This is a genomic window from Streptomyces nojiriensis, from assembly GCF_017639205.1.
Taxonomy (GTDB): Bacteria; Actinomycetota; Actinomycetes; order Streptomycetales; family Streptomycetaceae; genus Streptomyces; species Streptomyces nojiriensis.
In genome coordinates this window covers 3,345,870-3,365,411 of record NZ_CP071139.1, presented here as the reverse complement: position 1 = coordinate 3,365,411, position 19,542 = coordinate 3,345,870, and the positions used below count along the sequence as shown (strand labels likewise).

At 70.2% G+C, this 19,542-nt stretch carries 16 protein-coding genes; 6 read left to right on the top strand and 10 right to left on the bottom strand.

Translation table 11 applies throughout. From position 1 onward, the window contains the following. Positions 1-2: 2 nt before the first annotated feature. Positions 3-983 (bottom strand): metal ABC transporter substrate-binding protein, encoded by a 981-nt coding sequence (locus tag JYK04_RS15725; RefSeq protein ID WP_189736831.1) that lies wholly within the window; start codon positions 981-983, stop codon positions 3-5. Positions 984-1,138: 155 nt separating this feature from the next. On the opposite strand from JYK04_RS15725, the gene JYK04_RS15720 reads away from it, so the two are divergent. Then, positions 1,139-2,521 (top strand): glycine--tRNA ligase, encoded by a 1,383-nt coding sequence (locus JYK04_RS15720; protein WP_189736829.1) that lies wholly within the window; start codon positions 1,139-1,141, stop codon positions 2,519-2,521. Between the two features lie 81 nt (positions 2,522-2,602). On the opposite strand, the gene JYK04_RS15715 is transcribed toward JYK04_RS15720, so the two are convergent. The 4 genes from JYK04_RS15715 to JYK04_RS15700 form a co-directional block, all read right to left on the bottom strand. Next, positions 2,603-3,316, bottom strand: a complete 714-nt coding sequence (locus JYK04_RS15715; RefSeq protein ID WP_189736827.1) for a VC0807 family protein — start codon at positions 3,314-3,316, stop codon at positions 2,603-2,605. 139 nt (positions 3,317-3,455) lie between these two features. Continuing rightward, positions 3,456-4,049: a TetR/AcrR family transcriptional regulator gene (locus JYK04_RS15710; protein ID WP_189736825.1), complete on the bottom strand. Its 594-nt coding sequence runs from the start codon at positions 4,047-4,049 to the stop codon at positions 3,456-3,458. Positions 4,050-4,070: 21 nt separating this feature from the next. Continuing rightward, on the bottom strand, positions 4,071-5,129 hold the full coding sequence (locus JYK04_RS15705; RefSeq protein ID WP_189736823.1) for an aldo/keto reductase: 1,059 nt from the start codon (positions 5,127-5,129) through the stop codon (positions 4,071-4,073). A gap of 54 nt (positions 5,130-5,183) precedes the next feature. Next, positions 5,184-5,540 carry a DoxX family protein gene (locus tag JYK04_RS15700; RefSeq protein ID WP_229875220.1) on the bottom strand — a complete coding sequence of 119 codons (357 nt, stop codon included), beginning with the start codon at positions 5,538-5,540 and terminating at the stop codon, positions 5,184-5,186. Between the two features lie 79 nt (positions 5,541-5,619). Here JYK04_RS15700 and JYK04_RS15695 point away from each other — a divergent pair, with 79 nt between their 5' ends. Continuing rightward, positions 5,620-6,075, top strand: a complete 456-nt coding sequence (locus JYK04_RS15695; protein WP_229875218.1) for a MarR family winged helix-turn-helix transcriptional regulator — start codon at positions 5,620-5,622, stop codon at positions 6,073-6,075. 18 nt (positions 6,076-6,093) lie between these two features. Here JYK04_RS15695 and JYK04_RS15690 read toward each other — a convergent pair whose 3' ends face one another. Further along, positions 6,094-7,542, bottom strand: coding sequence for an MFS transporter (locus JYK04_RS15690; RefSeq protein ID WP_189736819.1), 1,449 nt, complete (start codon positions 7,540-7,542; stop codon positions 6,094-6,096). A 33-nt stretch (positions 7,543-7,575) separates the two neighbouring features. Between JYK04_RS15690 and dusB the strand changes: the two genes are divergently transcribed. From dusB to JYK04_RS15675, 3 genes are all read left to right on the top strand, one after another. Continuing rightward, a complete protein-coding gene (dusB, locus tag JYK04_RS15685) occupies positions 7,576-8,736 on the top strand; it encodes a tRNA dihydrouridine synthase DusB (RefSeq protein ID WP_189737464.1) in 1,161 nt (386 codons plus the stop codon). 364 nt (positions 8,737-9,100) lie between these two features. Continuing rightward, positions 9,101-11,809: a pyruvate, phosphate dikinase gene (gene ppdK, locus JYK04_RS15680; protein WP_189736817.1), complete on the top strand. Its 2,709-nt coding sequence runs from the start codon at positions 9,101-9,103 to the stop codon at positions 11,807-11,809. A 384-nt stretch (positions 11,810-12,193) separates the two neighbouring features. Then, positions 12,194-13,192 (top strand): ArsR/SmtB family transcription factor, encoded by a 999-nt coding sequence (locus JYK04_RS15675; protein WP_189736815.1) that lies wholly within the window; start codon positions 12,194-12,196, stop codon positions 13,190-13,192. A 161-nt stretch (positions 13,193-13,353) separates the two neighbouring features. Here the strand turns inward: JYK04_RS15675 and JYK04_RS15670 are convergent, their stop codons facing one another. Beyond that, a complete protein-coding gene (locus JYK04_RS15670) occupies positions 13,354-14,514 on the bottom strand; it encodes an alkaline phosphatase PhoX (protein WP_189736813.1) in 1,161 nt (386 codons plus the stop codon). A gap of 377 nt (positions 14,515-14,891) precedes the next feature. Between JYK04_RS15670 and JYK04_RS15665 the strand changes: the two genes are divergently transcribed. After that, on the top strand, positions 14,892-15,299 hold the full coding sequence (locus JYK04_RS15665) for a VOC family protein (protein ID WP_189736811.1): 408 nt from the start codon (positions 14,892-14,894) through the stop codon (positions 15,297-15,299). 18 nt (positions 15,300-15,317) lie between these two features. Here JYK04_RS15665 and nirD read toward each other — a convergent pair whose 3' ends face one another. The 3 genes from nirD to JYK04_RS15650 are packed head-to-tail and all read right to left on the bottom strand — an operon-like array spanning position 15,318 to position 19,454. Continuing rightward, positions 15,318-15,650, bottom strand: coding sequence for a nitrite reductase small subunit NirD (nirD, locus tag JYK04_RS15660; RefSeq protein WP_189736809.1), 333 nt, complete (start codon positions 15,648-15,650; stop codon positions 15,318-15,320). Then, positions 15,647-18,172 (bottom strand): nitrite reductase large subunit NirB, encoded by a 2,526-nt coding sequence (gene nirB / locus JYK04_RS15655; protein WP_189736807.1) that lies wholly within the window; start codon positions 18,170-18,172, stop codon positions 15,647-15,649. The genes nirD and nirB overlap by 4 nt, the downstream gene beginning before the upstream one ends. Before the next feature lies 1 nt (position 18,173). Further along, on the bottom strand, positions 18,174-19,454 hold the full coding sequence (locus tag JYK04_RS15650; protein ID WP_189736805.1) for an NAD(P)/FAD-dependent oxidoreductase: 1,281 nt from the start codon (positions 19,452-19,454) through the stop codon (positions 18,174-18,176). Between the last annotated feature and the right edge of the window lie 88 nt (positions 19,455-19,542).

The following is a 19,542-nucleotide window of genomic DNA, read 5'->3' as shown; positions in this document are numbered from 1 at the left end:
ATCTACTTGGCTCCGAGCGCCTTCTGGAGGTTCTTGAGGTTGGACCGCATGACCTCGAAGTAGTCAGCGCCCTGGGACGTGCCGGTGATTCCTTCGAGCGGGTCCAGGACATCGGTCTTCAGACCGGTGTCCGTCGCGAGGGTCTTGGCCGTCTTGTCGCTGGCCAGGGTCTCGAAGAACACGGTGGTGACATTGTCCTTCTTCGCGACGGCCTGAAGATCCTTCATCCGGGCCGGGCTCGGCTCGGACTCGGGGTCGACGCCGGAGATGCCCTCCTGGTCGAGGCCGTAGCGCTCGGCGAGGTAGCCGAAGGCGGAGTGGGTGGTGATGAAGGTCCTGGAAGCGGTGTTCTGCAGGCCGTCCTTGAACTCCGTGTCCAGCGCGGCCAGTTTGCCGACGAGCTCGTCGGTGTTCTTCTTGTAGTCCGCGGCGTGGCCGGGGTCGGCCTTCTCCAGGGCGGCGCCGACGCCCTTGGCGATCTCCGCGTACTTGACCGGGTCGAGCCAGACGTGCGGGTCCTTGCCGCCCTCGCCGTGGCCGTGGTCGTGGCCCCCGCCCTCGGCGTGGGCCTCCTCGGCGCCGTGGTCGTGGCCTGCGGAGCCGTGGACCTCCAGCTCGGTCAGGGTCGCGGCGTCGACGACGTTCTTCACGCCGGACTGGGCGACGGCCTTGTCGACGGCGGGCTGCAGGCTCTTGAGGTAGACGACGACGTCGGACTCGCCGAGCTGCCCGGTCTGCTTGGGGGTGATCTCCAGGTCGTGCGGTTCGACGCCCGGCTTGGTCAGGCTGTCGACCTTCACGTGGTCCTTGCCGATCTGCTCGGCGAGGAAGGCCATGGGATAGAACGACGCCGTCACGCCGACCTTGCCGTCCTTGCCGCCACCGGCGCCGGCGGCGGTTCCGGAGCAGGCGGTCAGGGCCGTGGCGCCGAGGGCGACGGCTCCGGCGAGGGCGGCGGTGGGTATGAGGCGTCGTACGTTCATGACATCCATTTTCATCAAAGATGGAAACGATTGTCAAAAACCCAGGTCGGAGGCCCGGGTGGGCAGGCGTGGAAGGGGAACCGATTTGAAAGGGGGGGTGTGGGCGCCGGTAATCTAAAGACTTCGCCGTTCGTCCTCGTAATGAAGAGAGCACCGTGGCCGCCGACAAGATCGAAACCATCGTCAGCCTGAGCAAGCGCCGTGGCTTCGTTTTCCCGTGCAGTGACATCTACGGCGGCTCCAAGGCCGCCTGGGACTACGGCCCGCTCGGTGTCGAGCTCAAGGAGAACATCAAGCGCCAGTGGTGGAAGGCGATGGTCACCGGGCGTGAGGACGTCGTCGGCCTCGACTCGTCGGTGATCCTGGCCCCCGAGGTGTGGGTGGCCTCCGGCCACGTCGCCACCTTCTCGGACCCGCTCACCGAGTGCACCTCCTGCCACAAGCGCCACCGGGCGGACCACCTTGAAGAGGCGTACGAGGCCAAGCACGGCCGTGTACCCGCCAATGGCCTCGCCGACATCAACTGCCCCAACTGTGGTGTGAAGGGCCAGTTCACCGAGCCCAAGCAGTTCTCCGGCATGCTGGAGACCCACCTCGGCCCGACCCAGGACACCGGCTCGAAGGCGTACCTGCGCCCCGAGACCGCCCAGGGCATCTTCACCAACTTCGCCCACGTGCAGACCACTTCGCGCAAGAAGCCGCCCTTCGGCATCGCGCAGATGGGCAAGTCCTTCCGGAACGAGATCACTCCGGGCAACTTCATCTTCCGCACCCGCGAGTTCGAGCAGATGGAGATGGAGTTCTTCGTCAAGCCGGGCGAGGACGAGCAGTGGCAGGAGTACTGGATGCAGGAGCGGTGGAACTGGTACCGCGACCTCGGCATCCGCGAGGAGAACATCCGCTGGTACGAGCACCCGAAGGAGAAGCTGTCCCACTACTCGAAGCGCACCGCCGACATCGAGTACCGCTTCAACTTCGGTGGCAGCGAGTTCTCCGAGCTCGAGGGTGTGGCCAACCGCACCGACTTCGACCTCAAGGCCCACTCCGCCGCCTCCGGTCAGAACCTCAGCTACCTCGACCAGGAGTCGGGTGAGCGCTACACCCCGTTCGTCATCGAGCCGGCGGCCGGTGTCAACCGCGCCATGCTCGCCTTCATGCTCGACGCGTACAACGAGGACGAGGCCCCGAACGCCAAGGGCGTCATGGAGAAGCGCACCGTGATGCGCTTCGACCCGCGTCTGGCCCCGATCAAGGTCGCCGTCCTGCCGCTGTCCCGCAACGCGCAGCTGTCGCCGAAGGCCAAGGGCCTCGCCGCCGACCTGCGCAAGAACTGGAACATCGAGTTCGACGACGCGGGCGCCATCGGCCGCCGCTACCGCCGCCAGGACGAGATCGGTACGCCGTTCTGCGTCACCGTCGACTTCGACACCCTGGACGACAACGCGGTGACCGTGCGCGAGCGCGACACCATGAAGCAGGAGCGTGTCTCCCTGGACCAGATCCAGGGCTACCTCGGCAGCCGTCTGCTCGGCTGCTAGGTCCTGCCGTACGAAGACCGGTGGCCCGGTGCGCTCGCAGCGCACCGGGCCACCGGTCTTTTTTCGCGGGGCGGGCCCGGATCAGGAGGCCGCCGCCGCCTGGGCCGCCGCCTCGGCCGCGCGGCGCTCCCCCTCGGCCTGGGACCGCTTCCCGTACATGGTGGTCCACACGCCGAGTGCGGCCAGCACCGCGTAGATCATGATCGGGCTGAGCACCACCATGGTGCTGGTGCTGAGCGTGTAGGCCAGCACGATGCGGACGATCGCTTCGGCGATGTACGCGAGGCCCCACACCAGGGTCATCCGGGTCAAGGTGGTGCGGAAGCCCTCGTACTGCCACAGGCCGTTCCACCAGGCGGTGCTCTCCGGGGTGCCGTCGGTGGCGAACTTGCGGCCGAAGTAGAACATCAGCGGCCGAGGCGCGAGCAGCGTCCCCAGGCAGAGCAGCCCGAAGAGCCCGGTGACCCCCGAGTCCTTGATGAGCAGCGCGCGGGCCGAGTGTGCGCCGATGAGCGAGACGACGGCGGTGATCACCAGGAACACCAGCGTGACGACGGCGAACTCGTCGAGCTTGCGCCGCCAGGCCAGGCTGATGACGCTTTCGAGCACCGGCCAGGCACTGCTGAGCATCAGCGCGGAGAACTCGCTCCAGCCGTGGTCCTTGGTGAGTGTGTTGTACGTGATGATCGGCGCGACCACGTTGAACACGATGGTCAGGATCCAGCCGAGGGCGGCGGCGCCGCCCGAGCGCTTCGGAGGTGCCGGTCGTGCGTTGTGAGTTGCCGGAGTGGACAAGGTTCCCCCTGGATCGTGCCTGATGAAGTGCGGTAGGGGGACCGTAAGGAGATTGACGGGACGCGAACAACCCGAACACGCCAAAATGATCATCAAATTTGTGCGGGTCGACTGATTCCGGCCGGTGGCGGCCTCCGTGTCAGGCGCGCAGGCCCCGGATCACGAGCGCGGTGACCGCCTCGAACTCGGTGATGATCGTCGGCGAGAGCCAGTCGGCCGCGTACTGCGGGTCGTGGAAGCGGCCGGTGGCGTCGAACACCGCGCGGGCCGCCGCCGGCACATCGTCGGCGGCGAGCGAGCCCGCCGCGACGCCCTCGGCGATGATCCGGCCCAGCTGGTCGATCAGCTCGCTCAGGTGCGCGTCCACCACGCCGCTGTTCTCGGCGAGCAGCACGGTGTAGGTGGCGAACAGCTCAGGGTCGTCGCCCGCCTTGTGGCGCTTGGCCTCGAAGAGGGCCTCCAGCCACGCCTCCAGCTTGGAGGGGGCGCTCCCGGTGGGAGCCGAGGCGATCTCCTCCAGCATGACCACGCTCCTGGCGAGCCAGCGGTCCGTGACGGCCTCGCGCAGCGCCGCCTTCGACGGGAAGTGCCGGTACACGCTGCCGTGGCTGACGCCCAGGGCGCGGGCCACGTCCACCACGGTCGCCTTGGTGGGACCGAAGCGGCGCAGCACCTCCTCGGTGGTCGCGAGGATGCGCTCGGGAGTCAGGGGCTCGGCAGCAGCGGGAGGCATGGGTACGACCGTACCGTCAGCTCAGTGCTCACTGTCGAGGTGGGCCATCTGGGCCGCCGGATACCTCTCGCCGGACGCGGCGCCCGCCGGGACGGCCTCCTCGACGGCGGCCAGGTCGGCGGCGTCGAGCGAGACGTCCATGGCACCCAGTGCCTCGGCGAGCCGGTCCCGGCGCCGGGCGCCCACCAGCGGCACGATGTCGACCCCGTGCCGCGGCCCCTGCGCGAGTACCCAGGCGATCGCGGTCTGGGCGACGCTCACGCCCCTGCCCTCGGCCACCTTGCGCAGCGCCTCCACCAGGTCGAGGTTCCGGTCGAGGTTGTCGCCCTGGAAACGGGGGCTCATGCCGCGGAAGTCGCCCGGGGCCAGTGCGCGGTCGCGGGTGAAGTGGCCGCTGATCAGGCCGCGGGACAGCACGCCGTACGCCGTGATCCCTATGCCGAGCTCGCGGGCGGTCGGCAGGATCTCGGCCTCGATCCCGCGGGAGATCAGCGAGTACTCGATCTGGAGGTCGGAGATCGGGGCCACGGCGGCGGCCCGGCGCAGGGTGTCCGCGCCGACCTCCGAGAGGCCGATGTGGCGCACGTGCCCGGCCTCGACCGCCTCGGCGATGGCCCCGACGGTCTCCTCGATCGGCACGTCCGGGTCCACCCGCGCGATCCGGTAGATGTCGATGTGGTCCCGGCCGAGCCGCTGGAGCGAGTAGGCCAGGAAGTTCTTGACGGCCTCCGGCCGGCCGTCGTAGCCGGTGAAGCCGCCCTCGACCGTGCGCAGCGCGCCGAACTTGACGCTGGTCAGCGCCCGCTCGCGGGCCTCGGCGGGCGCCGTGCGCAGGGCCTCGGCGATCAGCAGCTCGTTGTGCCCCATGCCGTAGAAGTCGCCGGTGTCCAGCAGCGTGTGCGTGCCGTCGGGGGCGGCGTCCAGATAGGCGTGGATGGTCGCGATGGACTCGGCGCGGTCCGCCTCCCCGTAGAGGGCGGACATCCCCATGCAACCCAGCCCCAGCGGGAAGACGGTGGGGCCGGTGCTGCCGAGAGTGCGGCGGTCGGCGGTCGCGTAGGTGCTCTCGTTCTTCGTCATGGAACGAGAATGGCATGACGAGTGACAGATTTCAATATCTGTCACTCGTCAGTGTCAGGCGAGGATACGCAGCGCCAGGGCGGCCGCCGAGACCAGGGTCAGGACGGCCGCCGGCGCCAGCTCGTAGTCCTTGACCCGGAGGTGGCTGATGACCGCGCCGACGAAGTAGAGGGTCACGCCGGCCGCCGCGGCCACGCCGAGCGGAGTCACCCACAGGCCGGCCACCAGGCCGATCGCGCCCGCGGCCTTGAGTGTGGCCAGGCGCGGCAGCCACGAGTCCGGGACCTGGACCTTCTGCATGCTCGCCACGATCTGGTCGTTGCGCTGGAGGGTGAAGGTGGCGGAGGCGGCGAGGACGAGGGCGAGCAGGACGCCGACGACGGAGTAGGCGATGAACATGAAGATCTCCAACGGTCGATGATGTAAAACCATTGAATCGCATCAACGATATCTTGAACGCAATCATTTCCCGGTTGCTACGATGTGGACCATGACGGCAGATCAGGACGGACCGCACCCTCGCCAGCGGCTGGGCCTGCTGCTGGCCTGGCACGGATCGGTCACCCAGACGCGGATGAAGCGCGCACTCGGCGCGGCCGGGCTCACCCCCCGGCACGCGATGACGCTGATGCACCTGGAAGGCGGCCCCATGAGCCAGCGGGCGCTCGCCGAGCGGCTGGAGGTGGACCCGAGCGTGCTCGTCGGGATCCTGAACGACCTGGAGGGCGAGGGCCTGGCCGAACGCCGCCGGGACCCGGCCGACCGCCGCCGTCACAACGTGGCCATCACCGACGCCGGGGAAGCGGCCCTCCATAAGACGAACACCGCCCTCGACGAGGTCGAGAGCGGCATCTTCGCGGGCCTGTCGGCCGCGGAGCGCGATCTCCTGCGCGGCCTCCTCGACCGGGTCAACACCTCGGCCGAGGACTTCAACTGCAGCGAGTAGCCGCCAGGGCGAAGGACTCTAGGGGGTCGGCGAACCCGTCACGGCAGCGGCGCCGACCGCCTCCTCCAGGGTGCGGGCGGTGCGTTCCGCCGTCGCGCGGGCCCATGCGCCGCTCGTCGCCGCGCCCACGACCAGGACGAGCAGCCCGCAGACCGTGATGATCCACCAGGCCGGCTGGGCCGCGCCCGAGAAGTCCGAGCCGTTCGCCAGCCCGGCCGCCAGCACCGAGCCGATCACCGCGACGCCCAGGGTGCCGCCGGTCTGCCGGCTGGTGGAGGCGATGGCGGCCGCCACCCCGGCCTGGGACCGCGGCATCCCGGACACCGCCGTATTGGTGATCGGCGCGTTCACCATGCCGAAGCCGAGCCCGAACAGCATGTACCCGGTGAACAGGAGCGGGTTGGACGTCTCGGCCTCGAACAGGGCGAACAGCAGCCCGCTCGACGCCATCGACACACCCGCGATCAGCAGGCAGATCCGCGGCCCACGACTGCCCACCAGCCGCCCGGCCAGCGGCGCGAACAGGACGGTCAGGCCGGCCATCGGCAGCATGTAGAGCCCGGCGTGCAGGGCGCTGAGCCCCCGCACGTCCTGGAGGTACAGCGTGTTCAGGAAGAGGAAACCGGCCAGCCCGGCGAATGCGCTGATCGCGATCACGGTCGACCCGCTGAAGGGCGCGCTCCGGAAGAACCGGAGATCGATCAGCGGCTCCTCGCGACGGGGTTCGTGGATCAGCAGCCCCACGAACGAGGCGAAGGCCACCACCGCGCACCCCATGATCAGCGGCGAGCGCCAGCCGGCCGCCGGGGCCTCGATGATCCCGTACGTCAGACTGCCCAGCAGGGCGATGACCAGCACCTGCCCCAGCGGGTCCGGGCGGCGCGGCCGGGCCGCCCGGGACTCGGGAATGTGCCGCAGGGTCAGCGCGAACGCAGCCAGACCGATCGGCAGATTGATCAGGAAGATCGAGCGCCAGCCCACGGAGTCCACCAGCACCCCGCCGATGAGGGGCCCCGCCGCCATGGAGACGCCCCCGACGGCACCCCACACACCGATGGCCCGGGCCCGCTCGGCGGGATCGGTGAAGGTGTTGGTGATGATCGACATCGCCACCGGGTTGAGCATCGCGCCGCCGACCGCCTGCACCATCCGGAAAACGATGAGCCAGTCGAGGCCGGGGGCGAGCGAGCAGAGCAGCGAGCCGCCCGTGAAGGCCACCAGGCCGGCCACGAACACCTTCCGGCGACCGATCCGGTCGGCCGTGGACCCGGCGAGCATCAGCAGCGAGGCCAGTACGAGGGTGTAGGCGTCGATGCTCCACTGCAGCCCCGAGACCGAGGCGTCCAGGTCGCGGCGCATCGAGGGCAGAGCGACGTTGAGCACGGTGTTGTCGAGGCTGACGATCAGCAGGCTCATGCAGCAGATCGCGAGGACGAGCGTGCGCTGCCGGGGACTCGACTCGATCATGCGCCGATGCTACGTCCCCCCCACCCCCTCGGCATGCGGGACAATGGGCGGATGACCACGCTCCCTCCGCCTCTCGCGATCGGCCCGCACACCGTGCAGCCCCCGGTGGTGCTCGCACCCATGGCCGGCATCACCAACGCCCCGTTCCGTACCCTCTGCCGGGAGTTCTCGGGCGGCAAGGGGCTGTTCGTGAGCGAGATGATCACGACCCGCGCCCTGGTCGAGCGCAACGAGAAGACCATGCAGCTGATCCACTTCGACGAGACCGAGAAGCCTCGCTCGATTCAGCTGTACGGGGTGGACCCGGTCACGGTCGGCAAGGCGGTCCGCGTGATCGTCGAAGAGGACCGCGCCGACCACATCGACCTCAACTTCGGCTGCCCCGTCCCCAAGGTGACCCGCAAGGGCGGCGGCTCGGCCCTCCCGTACAAGCGCAACCTGCTGCGCGCGATCCTGCGCGAGGCCGTCGCCGGCGCCGGTGACCTGCCGGTCACCATGAAGATGCGCAAGGGCATCAACGACGAGCACCTCACCTACCTCGACGCGGGCCGGATCGCCGTCGAGGAGGGCGTCACCGCCATAGCCCTGCACGGCCGGACCACCGCCCAGCACTACGGCGGCACCGCCGACTGGGACGCCATCGCGCGGCTCAAGGAGCACGTGCCGGAGATCCCGGTGCTCGGCAACGGCGACATCTGGTGCGCGGAGGACGCGCTGCGCATGGTCCGCGAGACCGGCTGCGACGGCGTGGTCGTGGGACGCGGCTGCCTGGGGCGGCCGTGGCTGTTCAACGACCTGGTGGCGGCCTTCGAGGGGCGCCCCGAGGACTTCCACAAGCCCACCCTGCGCGAGGTGGCGACCACCATGCACCGCCACGCGCAGCTGCTGGGTGAGTGGATCGGCGACGAGGCGCGCGGGGTGATCGACTTCCGTAAGCACGTGGCCTGGTACCTCAAGGGCTTCTCGGTGGGCTCCGAGATGCGCAAGAAGCTCGCGGTCACCTCCTCCCTGGCCGAGCTGGACGCTCATCTGAGCGAGCTCGATCTGGATCAAGCGTGGCCGGAGAGCGCGGACGGGCCTCGCGGTCGGACGTCCGGAAACAACCGAGTTGTCCTGCCGGACGGCTGGCTGAAGGACCCGTACGACTGCGCGGGTGTGAGCGAGGACGCTGAACTGGACACCTCCGGAGGCTGACAAATCGCCCTCCGTGGTGCGTGATATACGCCACGCATGGGAAGGGTTTCGCTCAGATGAGCACAGAAGTCACGGGTAAGACTTCCAAAGGGTGGCACTGGGTGCCACCCTTTGTGCGTTCAATACTTGAACGCAAATGTATCGATGATCGCTCATCCGAGTGCGATCAGGCCTCAGGAGCCCCCTCACCCTTCGGGATGTGAAGGCTCTTCGTACTTTCTGATTACCCCTGAGTTACTTTCGATCTGCTGGCGCACGGGTGGTTACAGCCGTATGACGACCAAGTGGACGTACCCAGAAGCCTTCGATCTGGGTATGTTCCTGGCCGTCAGGGCAGCCACCGAGCCTCGAGGAGTCGAGACCCGTGTCGGAAAACAAAGATCAGAAGTTCGTCTACGACTTCACCGAGGGCAACCGCGACCTCAAGGACCTTCTCGGCGGCAAGGGTGCCAACCTCGCCGAGATGACCAACCTGGGTCTGCCGGTCCCTCCCGGCTTCACCATCACCACCGAGGCCTGCAAGGTCTACCTCGAGAGCGGCACGGCCCCGGCCGCGCTGCGCGAAGAGGTCAGCGCCCACCTTGCCGCCCTCGAGGCGAAGATGGGCAAGAAGCTCGGACAGTCGGACGACCCGCTGCTGGTCTCCGTGCGTTCCGGTGCGAAGTTCTCGATGCCCGGCATGATGGACACCGTCCTGAACATCGGCCTCTCCGACGAGTCCGTGAAGGGACTCGCCGCCCAGGCCGGCAACGAGCGCTTCGCGTGGGACTCGTACCGCCGCCTCATCCAGATGTTCGGCAAGACCGTGCTGGACGTCGACGGCGAGCTCTTCGAGGAAGCCCTCGACGAGGCCAAGGCCGCCAAGAAGGTCACCGTCGACACCGACCTCGACGCCGCCGACCTGAAGAAGCTGGTCACCCGCTTCAAGAAGATCGTCGCCAAGCAGGCCGGCCGCGAGTTCCCGCAGGACGCCCGCGAGCAGCTCGACCTCGCCGTCGAGGCCGTCTTCAACTCGTGGAACACCGACCGCGCGAAGCTCTACCGCCGCCAGGAGCGCATCCCGAGCGACCTGGGCACCGCGGTCAACATCTGCTCCATGGTCTTCGGCAACCTCGGCCCGGACTCCGGCACCGGCGTCGCCTTCACCCGCGACCCCGCCAGCGGCCACGCGGGCGTCTACGGCGACTACCTGCAGAACGCCCAGGGCGAGGACGTCGTCGCGGGCATCCGCAACACCGTGCCGCTCGCGGACCTGGAGGCCATCGACAAGGCCTCGTACGACCAGCTCATGACGATCATGACGACGCTGGAGACCCACTACAAGGATCTCTGCGACATCGAGTTCACCATCGAGCGCGGCCAGCTGTGGATGCTCCAGACCCGCGTCGGCAAGCGCACCGCGGGCGCGGCCTTCCGCATCGCCACCCAGCTCGTCGACCAGGGCCTGATCGACGAGGCCGAGGCCCTCCAGCGCGTCAGCGGCCACCAGCTGGCCCAGCTGATGTTCCCGCGCTTCGACGAGGGTGCGAAGACCACCCTGCTCGGCCGCGGCATCGCCGCCTCCCCGGGCGCGGCGGTCGGCAAGGCCGTCTTCGACTCGTACACGGCCGTCAAGTGGTCCCGCTCCGGCGAGAAGGTCATCCTGATCCGCCGCGAGACCAACCCGGACGACCTGGACGGCATGATCGCCTCCGAGGGCATCCTGACCTCGCGCGGCGGCAAGACCTCGCACGCCGCCGTCGTCGCCCGCGGCATGGGCAAGACCTGTGTCTGCGGCGCCGAGGAGCTCGACGTCGACACCAAGCGCCGCCGCATGACGGTCGGCGACACGGTCATCGAAGAGGGCGACGTCGTCTCCATCGACGGCTCCACCGGCAAGGTCTACCTCGGTGAGGTACCCGTCGTACCGTCCCCGGTCGTCGAGTACTTCGAGGGCCGCATGCACGCCGGCGCCGACGACGCCGACGAGCTCGTCGCCGCCGTGCACCGGATCATGGCCTACGCGGACCGCGTCCGCCGCCTGCGCGTGCGCGCCAACGCCGACAACGCCGAGGACGCGCTGCGCGCCCGCCGCTTCGGCGCCCAGGGCATCGGCCTGTGCCGCACCGAGCACATGTTCCTCGGCGAGCGCCGTGAACTCGTGGAGCGACTGATCCTCGCGGACACCGACGGAGAGCGCGAGGAGGCACTCAGTGCCCTCCTGCCGCTGCAGAAGAAGGACTTCGTCGAGCTGTTCGAGGCGATGGACGGCCTGCCCGTCACCGTCCGCCTCCTGGACCCGCCGCTGCACGAGTTCCTGCCCGACATCACCGAGCTGTCGGTGCGCGTCGCCCTCGCCGAGTCCCGCAAGGACCACAACGAGAACGACCTGCGCCTGCTCCAGGCCGTGCACAAGCTGCACGAGCAGAACCCGATGCTGGGTCTGCGCGGTGTCCGCCTCGGCCTGGTCATCCCCGGCCTGTTCAAGATGCAGGTCCGGGCGATCGCCGAGGCCGCGGCCGAGCGCAAGAACGCCAAGGGCGACCCGCGCGCCGAGATCATGGTCCCGCTCGTCGGCACCGTCCAGGAGCTGGAGATCGTCCGCGACGAGGCCGACGCGGTCATCGCCGAGGTCGAGGCCGCGACCGGCACCAGCCTCAAGCTGACCATCGGCACGATGATCGAGCTGCCGCGCGCCGCGCTGACCGCCGACCAGATCGCCGAGGCCGCGCAGTTCTTCTCCTTCGGCACGAACGACCTGACCCAGACGGTGTGGGGCTTCTCCCGCGACGACGTCGAGGCCAGCTTCTTCACCGCCTACCTGGAGAAGGGCATCTTCGGGGTCTCGCCCTTCGAGACCATCGACAAGGACGGCGTCGGATCGCTGGTCCGGCACGCGGCCAAGCTGGGCCGGGCCACCCGCCCCGACCTCAAGCTCGGCGTCTGCGGCGAGCACGGCGGCGACCCCGAGTCCGTCCACTTCTTCCACGAGGTCGGCCTCGACTACGTCTCCTGCTCGCCCTTCCGGATTCCGGTGGCGCGCCTTGAGGCCGGCCGTGCGGCCGCCGAGGCGAAGGGCAGCGACAGCCGCTGACCCACGGCCCGCCAAGGGCCCCATAGACCGCGCCTGTCCCCGGGTTCCCTGACTGCCCGGGGGCGGGCGCGCCTATTTTTGTTGTTCAACAAATCTTTACGCCAGCAGGCGGTGGACGGATCCCCACCCGTCCACCGCCGCTGTCATTCTGCCGGGCACGTCGGCGCTTCCCGGTGCGACCGACCGCCAGGCCCCGCAAAGCCCCCCACGGCCTTCGCGGAGCGTTTCGGTCGCACCGGAGTGTGCCCGGCGGAGTACAGGATTTCGGTTGTCACGCCCCCGCCGAAAGGGGTTTCAACTGTGGCCGAAAGGGCGTGGTGACAACGTGTGACGGCATGCATACTCATGGAGCGGGGGGATTGCGGTTGCACAGGTGGGGGTTCGGTGCTGCGTATCCATTTCACTGGAGTGGACCTGGCACGCGTACGGATGGCAGGGCGTCCCGATGCGTTGTGGGAAACGATTCTGAGCTTTCACCGCTTAAGAGACCGGCGCGATGCCCGGTTGTTCGGTGAATGGCGTACGGAAACCCGGAGCAGGTTGAATAGTGAAACACGTACGCTCGGTATGCTCATACCGAGTCGTGGCTATTTCCCCGATTTCTTGACCCCTGTGGAGGGGCAGTACGGGTGGGACGTGGGCCTCGACGCGTTGCGCGGGATCCGTCCCGAGCGCATGCGGCGCGAGCTGCAGCTGCTGGGCGCCGGAGCGCCGATGACCCCGCGGCTGCGGGAGTTCATGGACGCCGGTGACAAGCAGCTGCCGCGGCTCATGGGCGAGCTCCGCGCGTACCACCGGGCCGCCGTGGAGCCGTACTGGACGCATATCCAGGCCCAGATCGAGGCCGAGCGGGCCGCACGCGGCCGGGCCCTGCTGGACGGCGGGGCGGACGAACTGCTGTCCTCGCTGCCGCCGATGCTGCGCTGGCGGGCCCCGGTGCTGGAATGCGACTACCCCGTGGACCGTGACGTACGGCTGCGGGGGCGCGGGCTGCTGCTCCAGCCGTCCTTCTTCTGCCGGCGCACGGCGGTGACCCTGCACGACCCGGAGCTGCCGCCGGTGCTGGTCTACCCGGCCGCGGCGCAGTTGGCCTCGGCGCCGGCGGGGGGTGAGGCGGCGCGGCCCGTGGAGGAGCAGCGCCAGCGCACCCTGGGCAAGCTGGTCGGGCACACCCGCTCGGTGGTGCTGCGGGCCATAGGGGACGGGGCGACCACCAGCGAGCTGGCCCGCCGGGCCGGGGTCTCGCTGGCCTCCGCGAGCCAGCACGCCTGCGTGATGCGGGAGGCGGGGCTGGTGACCACGCTGCGGCGGGGGAACGCGGTGCTGCACACCGTGACGCCGTTGGGGGCGGCGCTGCTGAAGGGTGGGGCCGTGGCGTCGTGAACGCGGCCGCGCCCCGGCGGGGTCGAACCCGTCGGGGCGCGGTCGGGTGTGCGGGCGCGGCGCCGTTGCTGGGGCTCCGCCCCAGACCCCGCGCCTCAAACTCCCCCAGCTACCGCTGGGAGGTGCCCCCTGGCGGGGCTGGTAGGGGGCGCCGGTGGGGCTCAGACGCGGAAGGGGCCCGTCACCTCGTAGGTGATGCCGCCGGACGAGCTGCCGCTCGTGCCGCGCTGGCTGGAGAAGTAGAGGCGGTTGCCGGCGGGCGCGAAGGCCGGGCCGGTGATCTCGGAGGAGGACTGGCCGGTGATCCGCAGGAAGGGCGCCACCACGTCGTCCGGGGTGATCACGCAGATCTCCATGTTGCCGCCGTCCTCGGCGACGTACAGGTCGCCGTACGAGGACCCGGTGACGTTGTCGACGCCGGTCAGCGGGGCCGCGCCGCCGGGCACGAGCGAGTCGTCGTAGGCCAGCTCGTACGTGTTGTTCGTGAGGTTCAGCTGCCAGACCCGGTTGTCGCCCTTGGTGGTGAACCAGACGGTGTCGTTGGCGTAGTGGCAGCCCTCGCCGCCGTTGAACTTCTTCGAGCCCGAGACCTGGCTGCGGGTCGCGGTCGGCGAACCGTCCGGGTCCGGGACGTTCTGCCAGGTGAAGGAGCCGGAGGTGGCCGTACCGGCCTTCAGGACCTGGAGGGTGCCGGAGGAGAGGTTGCCCCAGGTGGTCGGGATGAAGCGGTAGAAGCAGCCGTTGGTCTCGTCCTCGGTCAGGTAGATCACCTGGCGCACCGGGTCGGCGGCGGCCGCCTCGTGCTTGAACCGGCCCATCGCGGGCCGCTGCACGGCCGCGTTCACCCCGTACGGGTCGGTCTCGTAGACGTAGCCGAGGCTGACCTCCTCGCAGGACAGCCAGGTGTTCCAGGGGGTCTTGCCGCCCGCGCAGTTCTGCCGGGTGTTGGACAGGATGCGGTAGGCGCCGGTGACGGTGCCGGAGGAGTCGAACTTCACCGCGCTCGCGCCGCCGGAGGGGTTGATCTCCGAGTTGGACACGTAGATCCAGCCCGAGCCGTCGGTGAAACACGCACCGCCGTCGGGGGCGTTGTGCCAGGTGTACGAGGTGCCGCCGACGGTCTGGCCCGAGCGGGCGATGACCCGGCTGGTGAAGCCGCTGGGGAGCATGATGCCGTTGGCGTCGGCCGTGCCGAGCGCCCCGTAGGGTCCGGCACCCGGCTGGGCGGGGGCGGCGTAGGCGGCCCCGTGCATCAACGTGCCGCCGAAGGCGGCGGCCGACGAACCGATCACCGCGCCGCGCAGGAAGGTACGACGTTCCACGGTCACTCCTGTGGGAGGAAGGCCCCGCAGCCGGTCGGACACGGGGTCGCACGCGTGGAGGAACCTAGGAGCCGCCAGTTGCCGTGGCGCCAACTCCCCGTGACGCAGGGGCGACCGCTCGACGTGCAATGCGCCGACCGCGGCGCGGCGCCTTATGCCCGCACGCGGTGCGCGAGCTGACCGCCGCCGGCTTCATCCCGCCGGCGGTGCTGGAGCTGAGCCCGTGCCAGTGGCCTGACCTGTGGTTTCGTAGGCCGACAAGAAAATTCGAAGAAACTTCGCGGGCAGCGATGAGTTTCCCGGGGACCCGCGGTCTACCCCTCGAAAGCACCGGGCGGCACGCACCGGGCACCACACACGAGAGAAGAGGGACCTCGATGTCCGCCACCATGATCTTCGTCAACCTGCCGGTCAAGGACCTGGACGCCAGCAAGGCCTTCTGGAGCAAGCTGGGCTACTCCTTCAACGCCCAGTTCACCGACGAGAACTGCGCCTCGATGGTCATCAGCGACACCATCGTCGCGATGCTCCTGACCGAGGCCCGCTACAAGGACTTCACCCACAAGGAGATCGCGGACGCCACGAAGACGTCCGAGGTGCTGCTCTGTCTGAGCGCCGAGAGCCGCACCGCGGTCGACGAGCTGGTGGACGGGGCCCTGGCGGCCGGTGCCACCGAACCCCGGCCCGCCCAGGACCACGGCGTCATGTACGGCCGCGCCTTCGACGACCTCGACGGTCACACCTGGGAGATCATGTGGATGGACCCGTCGATGGTCCAGAGCTGACGGCACCAACGCCTGCGGTCACGAGGTCACGGCGGTCCGCACCGGGTAGGTCCGGACCGCGGTCTCCTCGTCGTCCAGGCAGCGCCCCGACTCCAGGTCGAAGCGCTGCTTCAGCAGCGGGGAAGCCACGAAGGGCCGGCCCCCCGCCGTCCCCACCAGCCCGCGCGAGAGCACGTGCGCCCCGGTGAAGGGGTCCTGGTTGCCGATGGCGTACGGGCGCCCCGCGCGGTCGACGAACACCGCGGCCTGGGTCCCGTCGGGCAGCAGCGCCGCCACCCCGCGCCCGGGGATGAGCGAGGACAGCTCGCACACCGTCAGCCAGCCTTGCGCAACCTGCAGTTCCACGGTCATCGGACGGGTCCTCCTATGGTCAGGACGGCCAGGTCGGGCTTGACCTGGTCGCGCTCGGGGACGAACTTCACGGTCGGGTCGGGGGCGCCGGGCGCGTTGACGAAGGACACGAACCGGCGCAGCCGCTCCGGGTCCTGGAGCGTCTCGGCCCATTCGTCCCGGTAGTGCGCCACGTGGTCGGCCATCAGGGCCTCCAGCTCCGCGCACAGCCCGAGCGAGTCGTGCACGACCACGTCCCGCAGGTGCTCCAGGCCGCCCTCCAGCCGCTCCAGCCAGGTGGAGGTCCGCTCCAGCCGGTCGGCGGTGCGGATGTAGAACATCAGGAACCGGTCGATCAGCCGGACCAGTTCCGCGTCCGACAGGTCTTGGGCCAGCAGGTCGGCATGGCGCGGGGTGGCCCCGCCGTTGCCGCCCACGTACAGGTTCCAGCCACTCGCCGTCGCGATGACGCCGAAGTCCTTGCTCTGCGCCTCCGCGCACTCGCGGGCGCAGCCGGAGACCGCCGACTTGAGCTTGTGCGGGGCGCGCAGCCCCCGGTAGCGGAGCTCCAGGTCGATGGCCATCCGGACGCTGTCCTGGACCCCGTAGCGGCACCAGGTCTGCCCCACGCAGGACTTCACCGTGCGCAGGGCCTTCCCGTACGCGTGCCCGGACTCGAACCCGGCGTCGACGAGCCGCGCCCAGATCCGCGGGAGCTGGTCCACGCTCGCCCCGAAGAGGTCGATCCGCTGGCCGCCGGTGATCTTCGTGTAGAGGCCGAAGTCGCGGGCCACCTCGCCGATCACGATCAGCTTGTCGGGGGTGATCTCACCGCCGGGGATGCGCGGGACGACGGAGTAGGACCCGTTGCGCTGCATGTTCGCGAGGAAGTGGTCGTTGGTGTCCTGGAGGGCCGCCTGCTCCCCGTCCAGGACGTAGCCGCTGGCCCCGAGGGTCGGGGCGAGCGAGGCGATGATCGAGCCGATGGTGGGCTTGCAGACCTCGCAGCCGTCGCCGCCGCGGGCCTCCGGGCGGCCGTGGCCGTCGAGGATCTCCTCGTACGAGGTCAGCCGGCGGGTGCGGACGATCTCGTAGAGCTCGGCCCGGGTGAAGGGGAAGCAGCCGCACAGCCCCTTGTCGGTGGCGGCCGGCAACAGTTGGCCGATCACCTTGACGCAGCTGCCGCAGCCGGTGCCCGCCTTGGTGCACTTCTTGACCTCGGCGAGGGTGGCACAGGCGGCGATGGCCTTCTTGGTGACGTTGTGGCAGGAGCAGATCACCGCGTGGTCGGGGAGCGCGGACGGGCCGAGCGCGACCGGGGCGCCGACCCCGGCGGGCAGCACCAACTGCTCGGGGGCCACGGGCGGGACGCTTCCGGTGAGCGGGCGCAGCAGCCCGTAGGAGTCCGCGTCGCCGACCAGCACCCCGCCGAGGAGGACGCCGTCGGGGGAGACGACCAGCTTCTTGTAGACCCCGGAGCGGGAGTCGGACCAGACGACGTCGAGGCTGTCCGGGGTGGCGCCGTGGGCGTCGCCGAAGGAGGCCACGTCCACGCCGAGGAGCTTGAGCTTGGTGGAGAGGTCGGCTCCGGTGAACTCCTTCGCGCGGCCCAGCAGGTCGTCGGCGGCCGTCTCGGCCATCTCGTAGCCGGGGGCGACCAGCCCGTAGACCCGGCCGTCGACGGCGAGGGCGCACTCGCCGATGGCGTAGACGTGCGGGTCGGAGGTGCGGCAGCGGGCGTCGACCGCGATCCCGCCGCGCTCGCCGACGTCCAGTCCGCAGTCGCGGGCCAGCTGGTCGCGGGGACGGACACCGGCGGAGAAGACGACGAGGTCGGTGTCGACGGTGGAGCCGTCGGAGAGCCGCATTCCGCTGACGTGGCCGTCCTCGCCGGTCACCACCTCCTGGGTGCCGACGCCGGTGTGGACGGTCAGCCCCATGGACTCGATGGTGCGCAGCAGGGCCGCGCCGCCGCCCTCGTCGACCTGTACGGGCATCAGGCGCGGGGCGAACTCGACGATACGGGTGGCCAGGCCCAGTCCCTGGAGGGCGCCGGCGGCCTCCAGTCCGAGCAGACCGCCGCCGACGACCGCGCCGGAGCCGCGGCTCTTCGCGTACTCCTCGATAGCGAGCAGGTCCTCGATCGTGCGGTAGACGAAGCAGCCGGGGGCGTCCTTGCCCGGGACCGGCGGTACGAAGGGATAGCTGCCGGTGGCCAGCACCAGGACGTCGTACGGGAACACCTGCCCGGACCGGGAGGTGACCCTGCGGGCGGCCCGGTCGATGTGCTCGGCGGGGTCGTCGAGGTGGAGGGCGATGCCGTGCTCCTCCATGAACCCGGCGGGCGTCATGGACAGGTCCTCGGCGGTGCTGCCGGAGAAGTACGAGGTCAGGTGCACGCGGTCGTAGGCGGGCCGGGGCTCCTCGCAGAGCACGGTGATCCGGTGCGTGGCGGTGACCCCGCGCTCGGCGAGTGCTTCGAGGTAGCGCTGGCCGACCATGCCGTGCCCGATGAGCACGATCGTGGGCAGGGGCTCGGTCATGTCAGTGGCCTCCGTCGTCGGTGAGCAGGTGGAACAGGTCGTGCGGTGATTCCCCGCCCTCCCAGGTGCGGGCGAGGGCGCCCACGGTGGAGAGCTCGCCGAGCAGTACGCCGCCGACGAGGCGGTCGCCGCGCAGGACGACCTTGCGGTAGGTGCGGCGGGTGGCGTCGGCGAGGCGGACCACGTCGTCGCCGGGCAGGGGGGTGGTCTCGCCGAAGGCGGCGAGATCGAGGGAGCGGTCCCCCTCGGTGGTGAGGGTGAGGCGGGTGAGGGCGCGGGTGCCGGTGTACTGCGCGGGCTCGCCGGTGAGGAGCGCGGCCAGGGTGTCGGCCTGCTCCAGGGCGGCGCCCGCGAGGCCGTACACCTGGCCGGCGTGCTCGGCGCAGTCGCCGATGGCGTGGATGCGGGGGTCGCCGGTGCGGAGGTGGTCGTCGACCACGATGCCGGTGCGGACCTCCAGTCCGGCGGCCAGGGCGAGGCCGGTGCGGGGGCGGACGCCGCAGGCGAGCACGACGACATCGGCCTCCAGCCGGTAGCCGTCGGCGAGCTCGACCCCGGTGACCTTGCGATGCCCCCGCGCGGCGCCGCTGCCGGGGCTCCGCCCCGGATCCCGCTCCTCAAACGCCGCAGGGGCCGGATGCGCCGTCCTCAGGCCGCGGACGCGGCATTCCGTGTGGATCTCGACGCCGAGTGCGGTCAGGTGCGCGTGCAGCAGGGCGGAGGCGTCCGCGTCCAGCTGGCGCTCCATCAGCCGCTCGCCCTGCTGGGCGAGGACCACCTGCGCCCCCCGGGCGGCCAGCGCACGGGCCGCCGAGACGCCCAGCAGGCCCCCGCCGATCACCACCACGCGGACCCCGGGCCGCACGGCCGCCGAGAGCGCCAGGCAGTCGTCCATCGTGCGGAAGGCGTGCACCCCGTCGGGGAGGTCCCGCCCCTCGGGCTCGAACAGCCCGCGCAGCGGCGGGAGCACCGCGTTCGAACCCGTGGCCAGTACCAGCGTGTCGTACCGGGCCACCGAGCCGTCGTCGCAGTGCACGGCCCGCTCCGCGCGGTCCACGCGCACCGCCCGCACCCCGCGCCGCAGCGCCGGGCCGGGCGCCGGCAGGGCCGTCACCTCAGGGGCGTACCGGCCCGCGAGGACCTCGGCGAGCAGGACCCGGTTGTACGGCACGTGGGTCTCCTCGCCGAGGACGGTCACGGCCGCGGCCGGGCCGAGCCGCTGCGCGAGCCGCAGGCCCGCGAGGCCGCCGCCGATCACCACCACACGCTGGTCCGAGGTCATGCCACGAGCGTGCGGGGCCGCTGTTTCCCCACGGCATCGCCTCTGTTACCCGGACGGAACGCCGACCTCAGCGCCGGGGTTAAGGGCC

Bases quoted from the DNA above. Each gene is read 5' to 3' on its own strand.
- JYK04_RS15725 (WP_189736831.1), bottom strand. From the start codon at position 983: ATGAACGTACGACGCCTCATACCCACCGCCGCCCTCGCCGGAGCCGTC.
- JYK04_RS15710 (WP_189736825.1), bottom strand. From the start codon at position 4,049: ATGCCTCCCGCTGCTGCCGAGCCCCTGACTCCCGAGCGCATCCTCGCG.
- JYK04_RS15705 (WP_189736823.1), bottom strand. From the start codon at position 5,129: ATGACGAAGAACGAGAGCACCTACGCGACCGCCGACCGCCGCACTCTC.
- JYK04_RS15695 (WP_229875218.1), top strand. From the start codon at position 5,620: ATGACGGCAGATCAGGACGGACCGCACCCTCGCCAGCGGCTGGGCCTG.
- JYK04_RS15690 (WP_189736819.1), bottom strand. From the start codon at position 7,542: ATGATCGAGTCGAGTCCCCGGCAGCGCACGCTCGTCCTCGCGATCTGC.
- dusB (WP_189737464.1), top strand. From the start codon at position 7,576: ATGCGGGACAATGGGCGGATGACCACGCTCCCTCCGCCTCTCGCGATC.
- JYK04_RS15665 (WP_189736811.1), top strand. From the start codon at position 14,892: ATGTCCGCCACCATGATCTTCGTCAACCTGCCGGTCAAGGACCTGGAC.
- nirD (WP_189736809.1), bottom strand. From the start codon at position 15,650: ATGACCGTGGAACTGCAGGTTGCGCAAGGCTGGCTGACGGTGTGCGAG.
- nirB (WP_189736807.1), bottom strand. From the start codon at position 18,172: ATGACCGAGCCCCTGCCCACGATCGTGCTCATCGGGCACGGCATGGTC.
- JYK04_RS15650 (WP_189736805.1), bottom strand. From the start codon at position 19,454: ATGACCTCGGACCAGCGTGTGGTGGTGATCGGCGGCGGCCTCGCGGGC.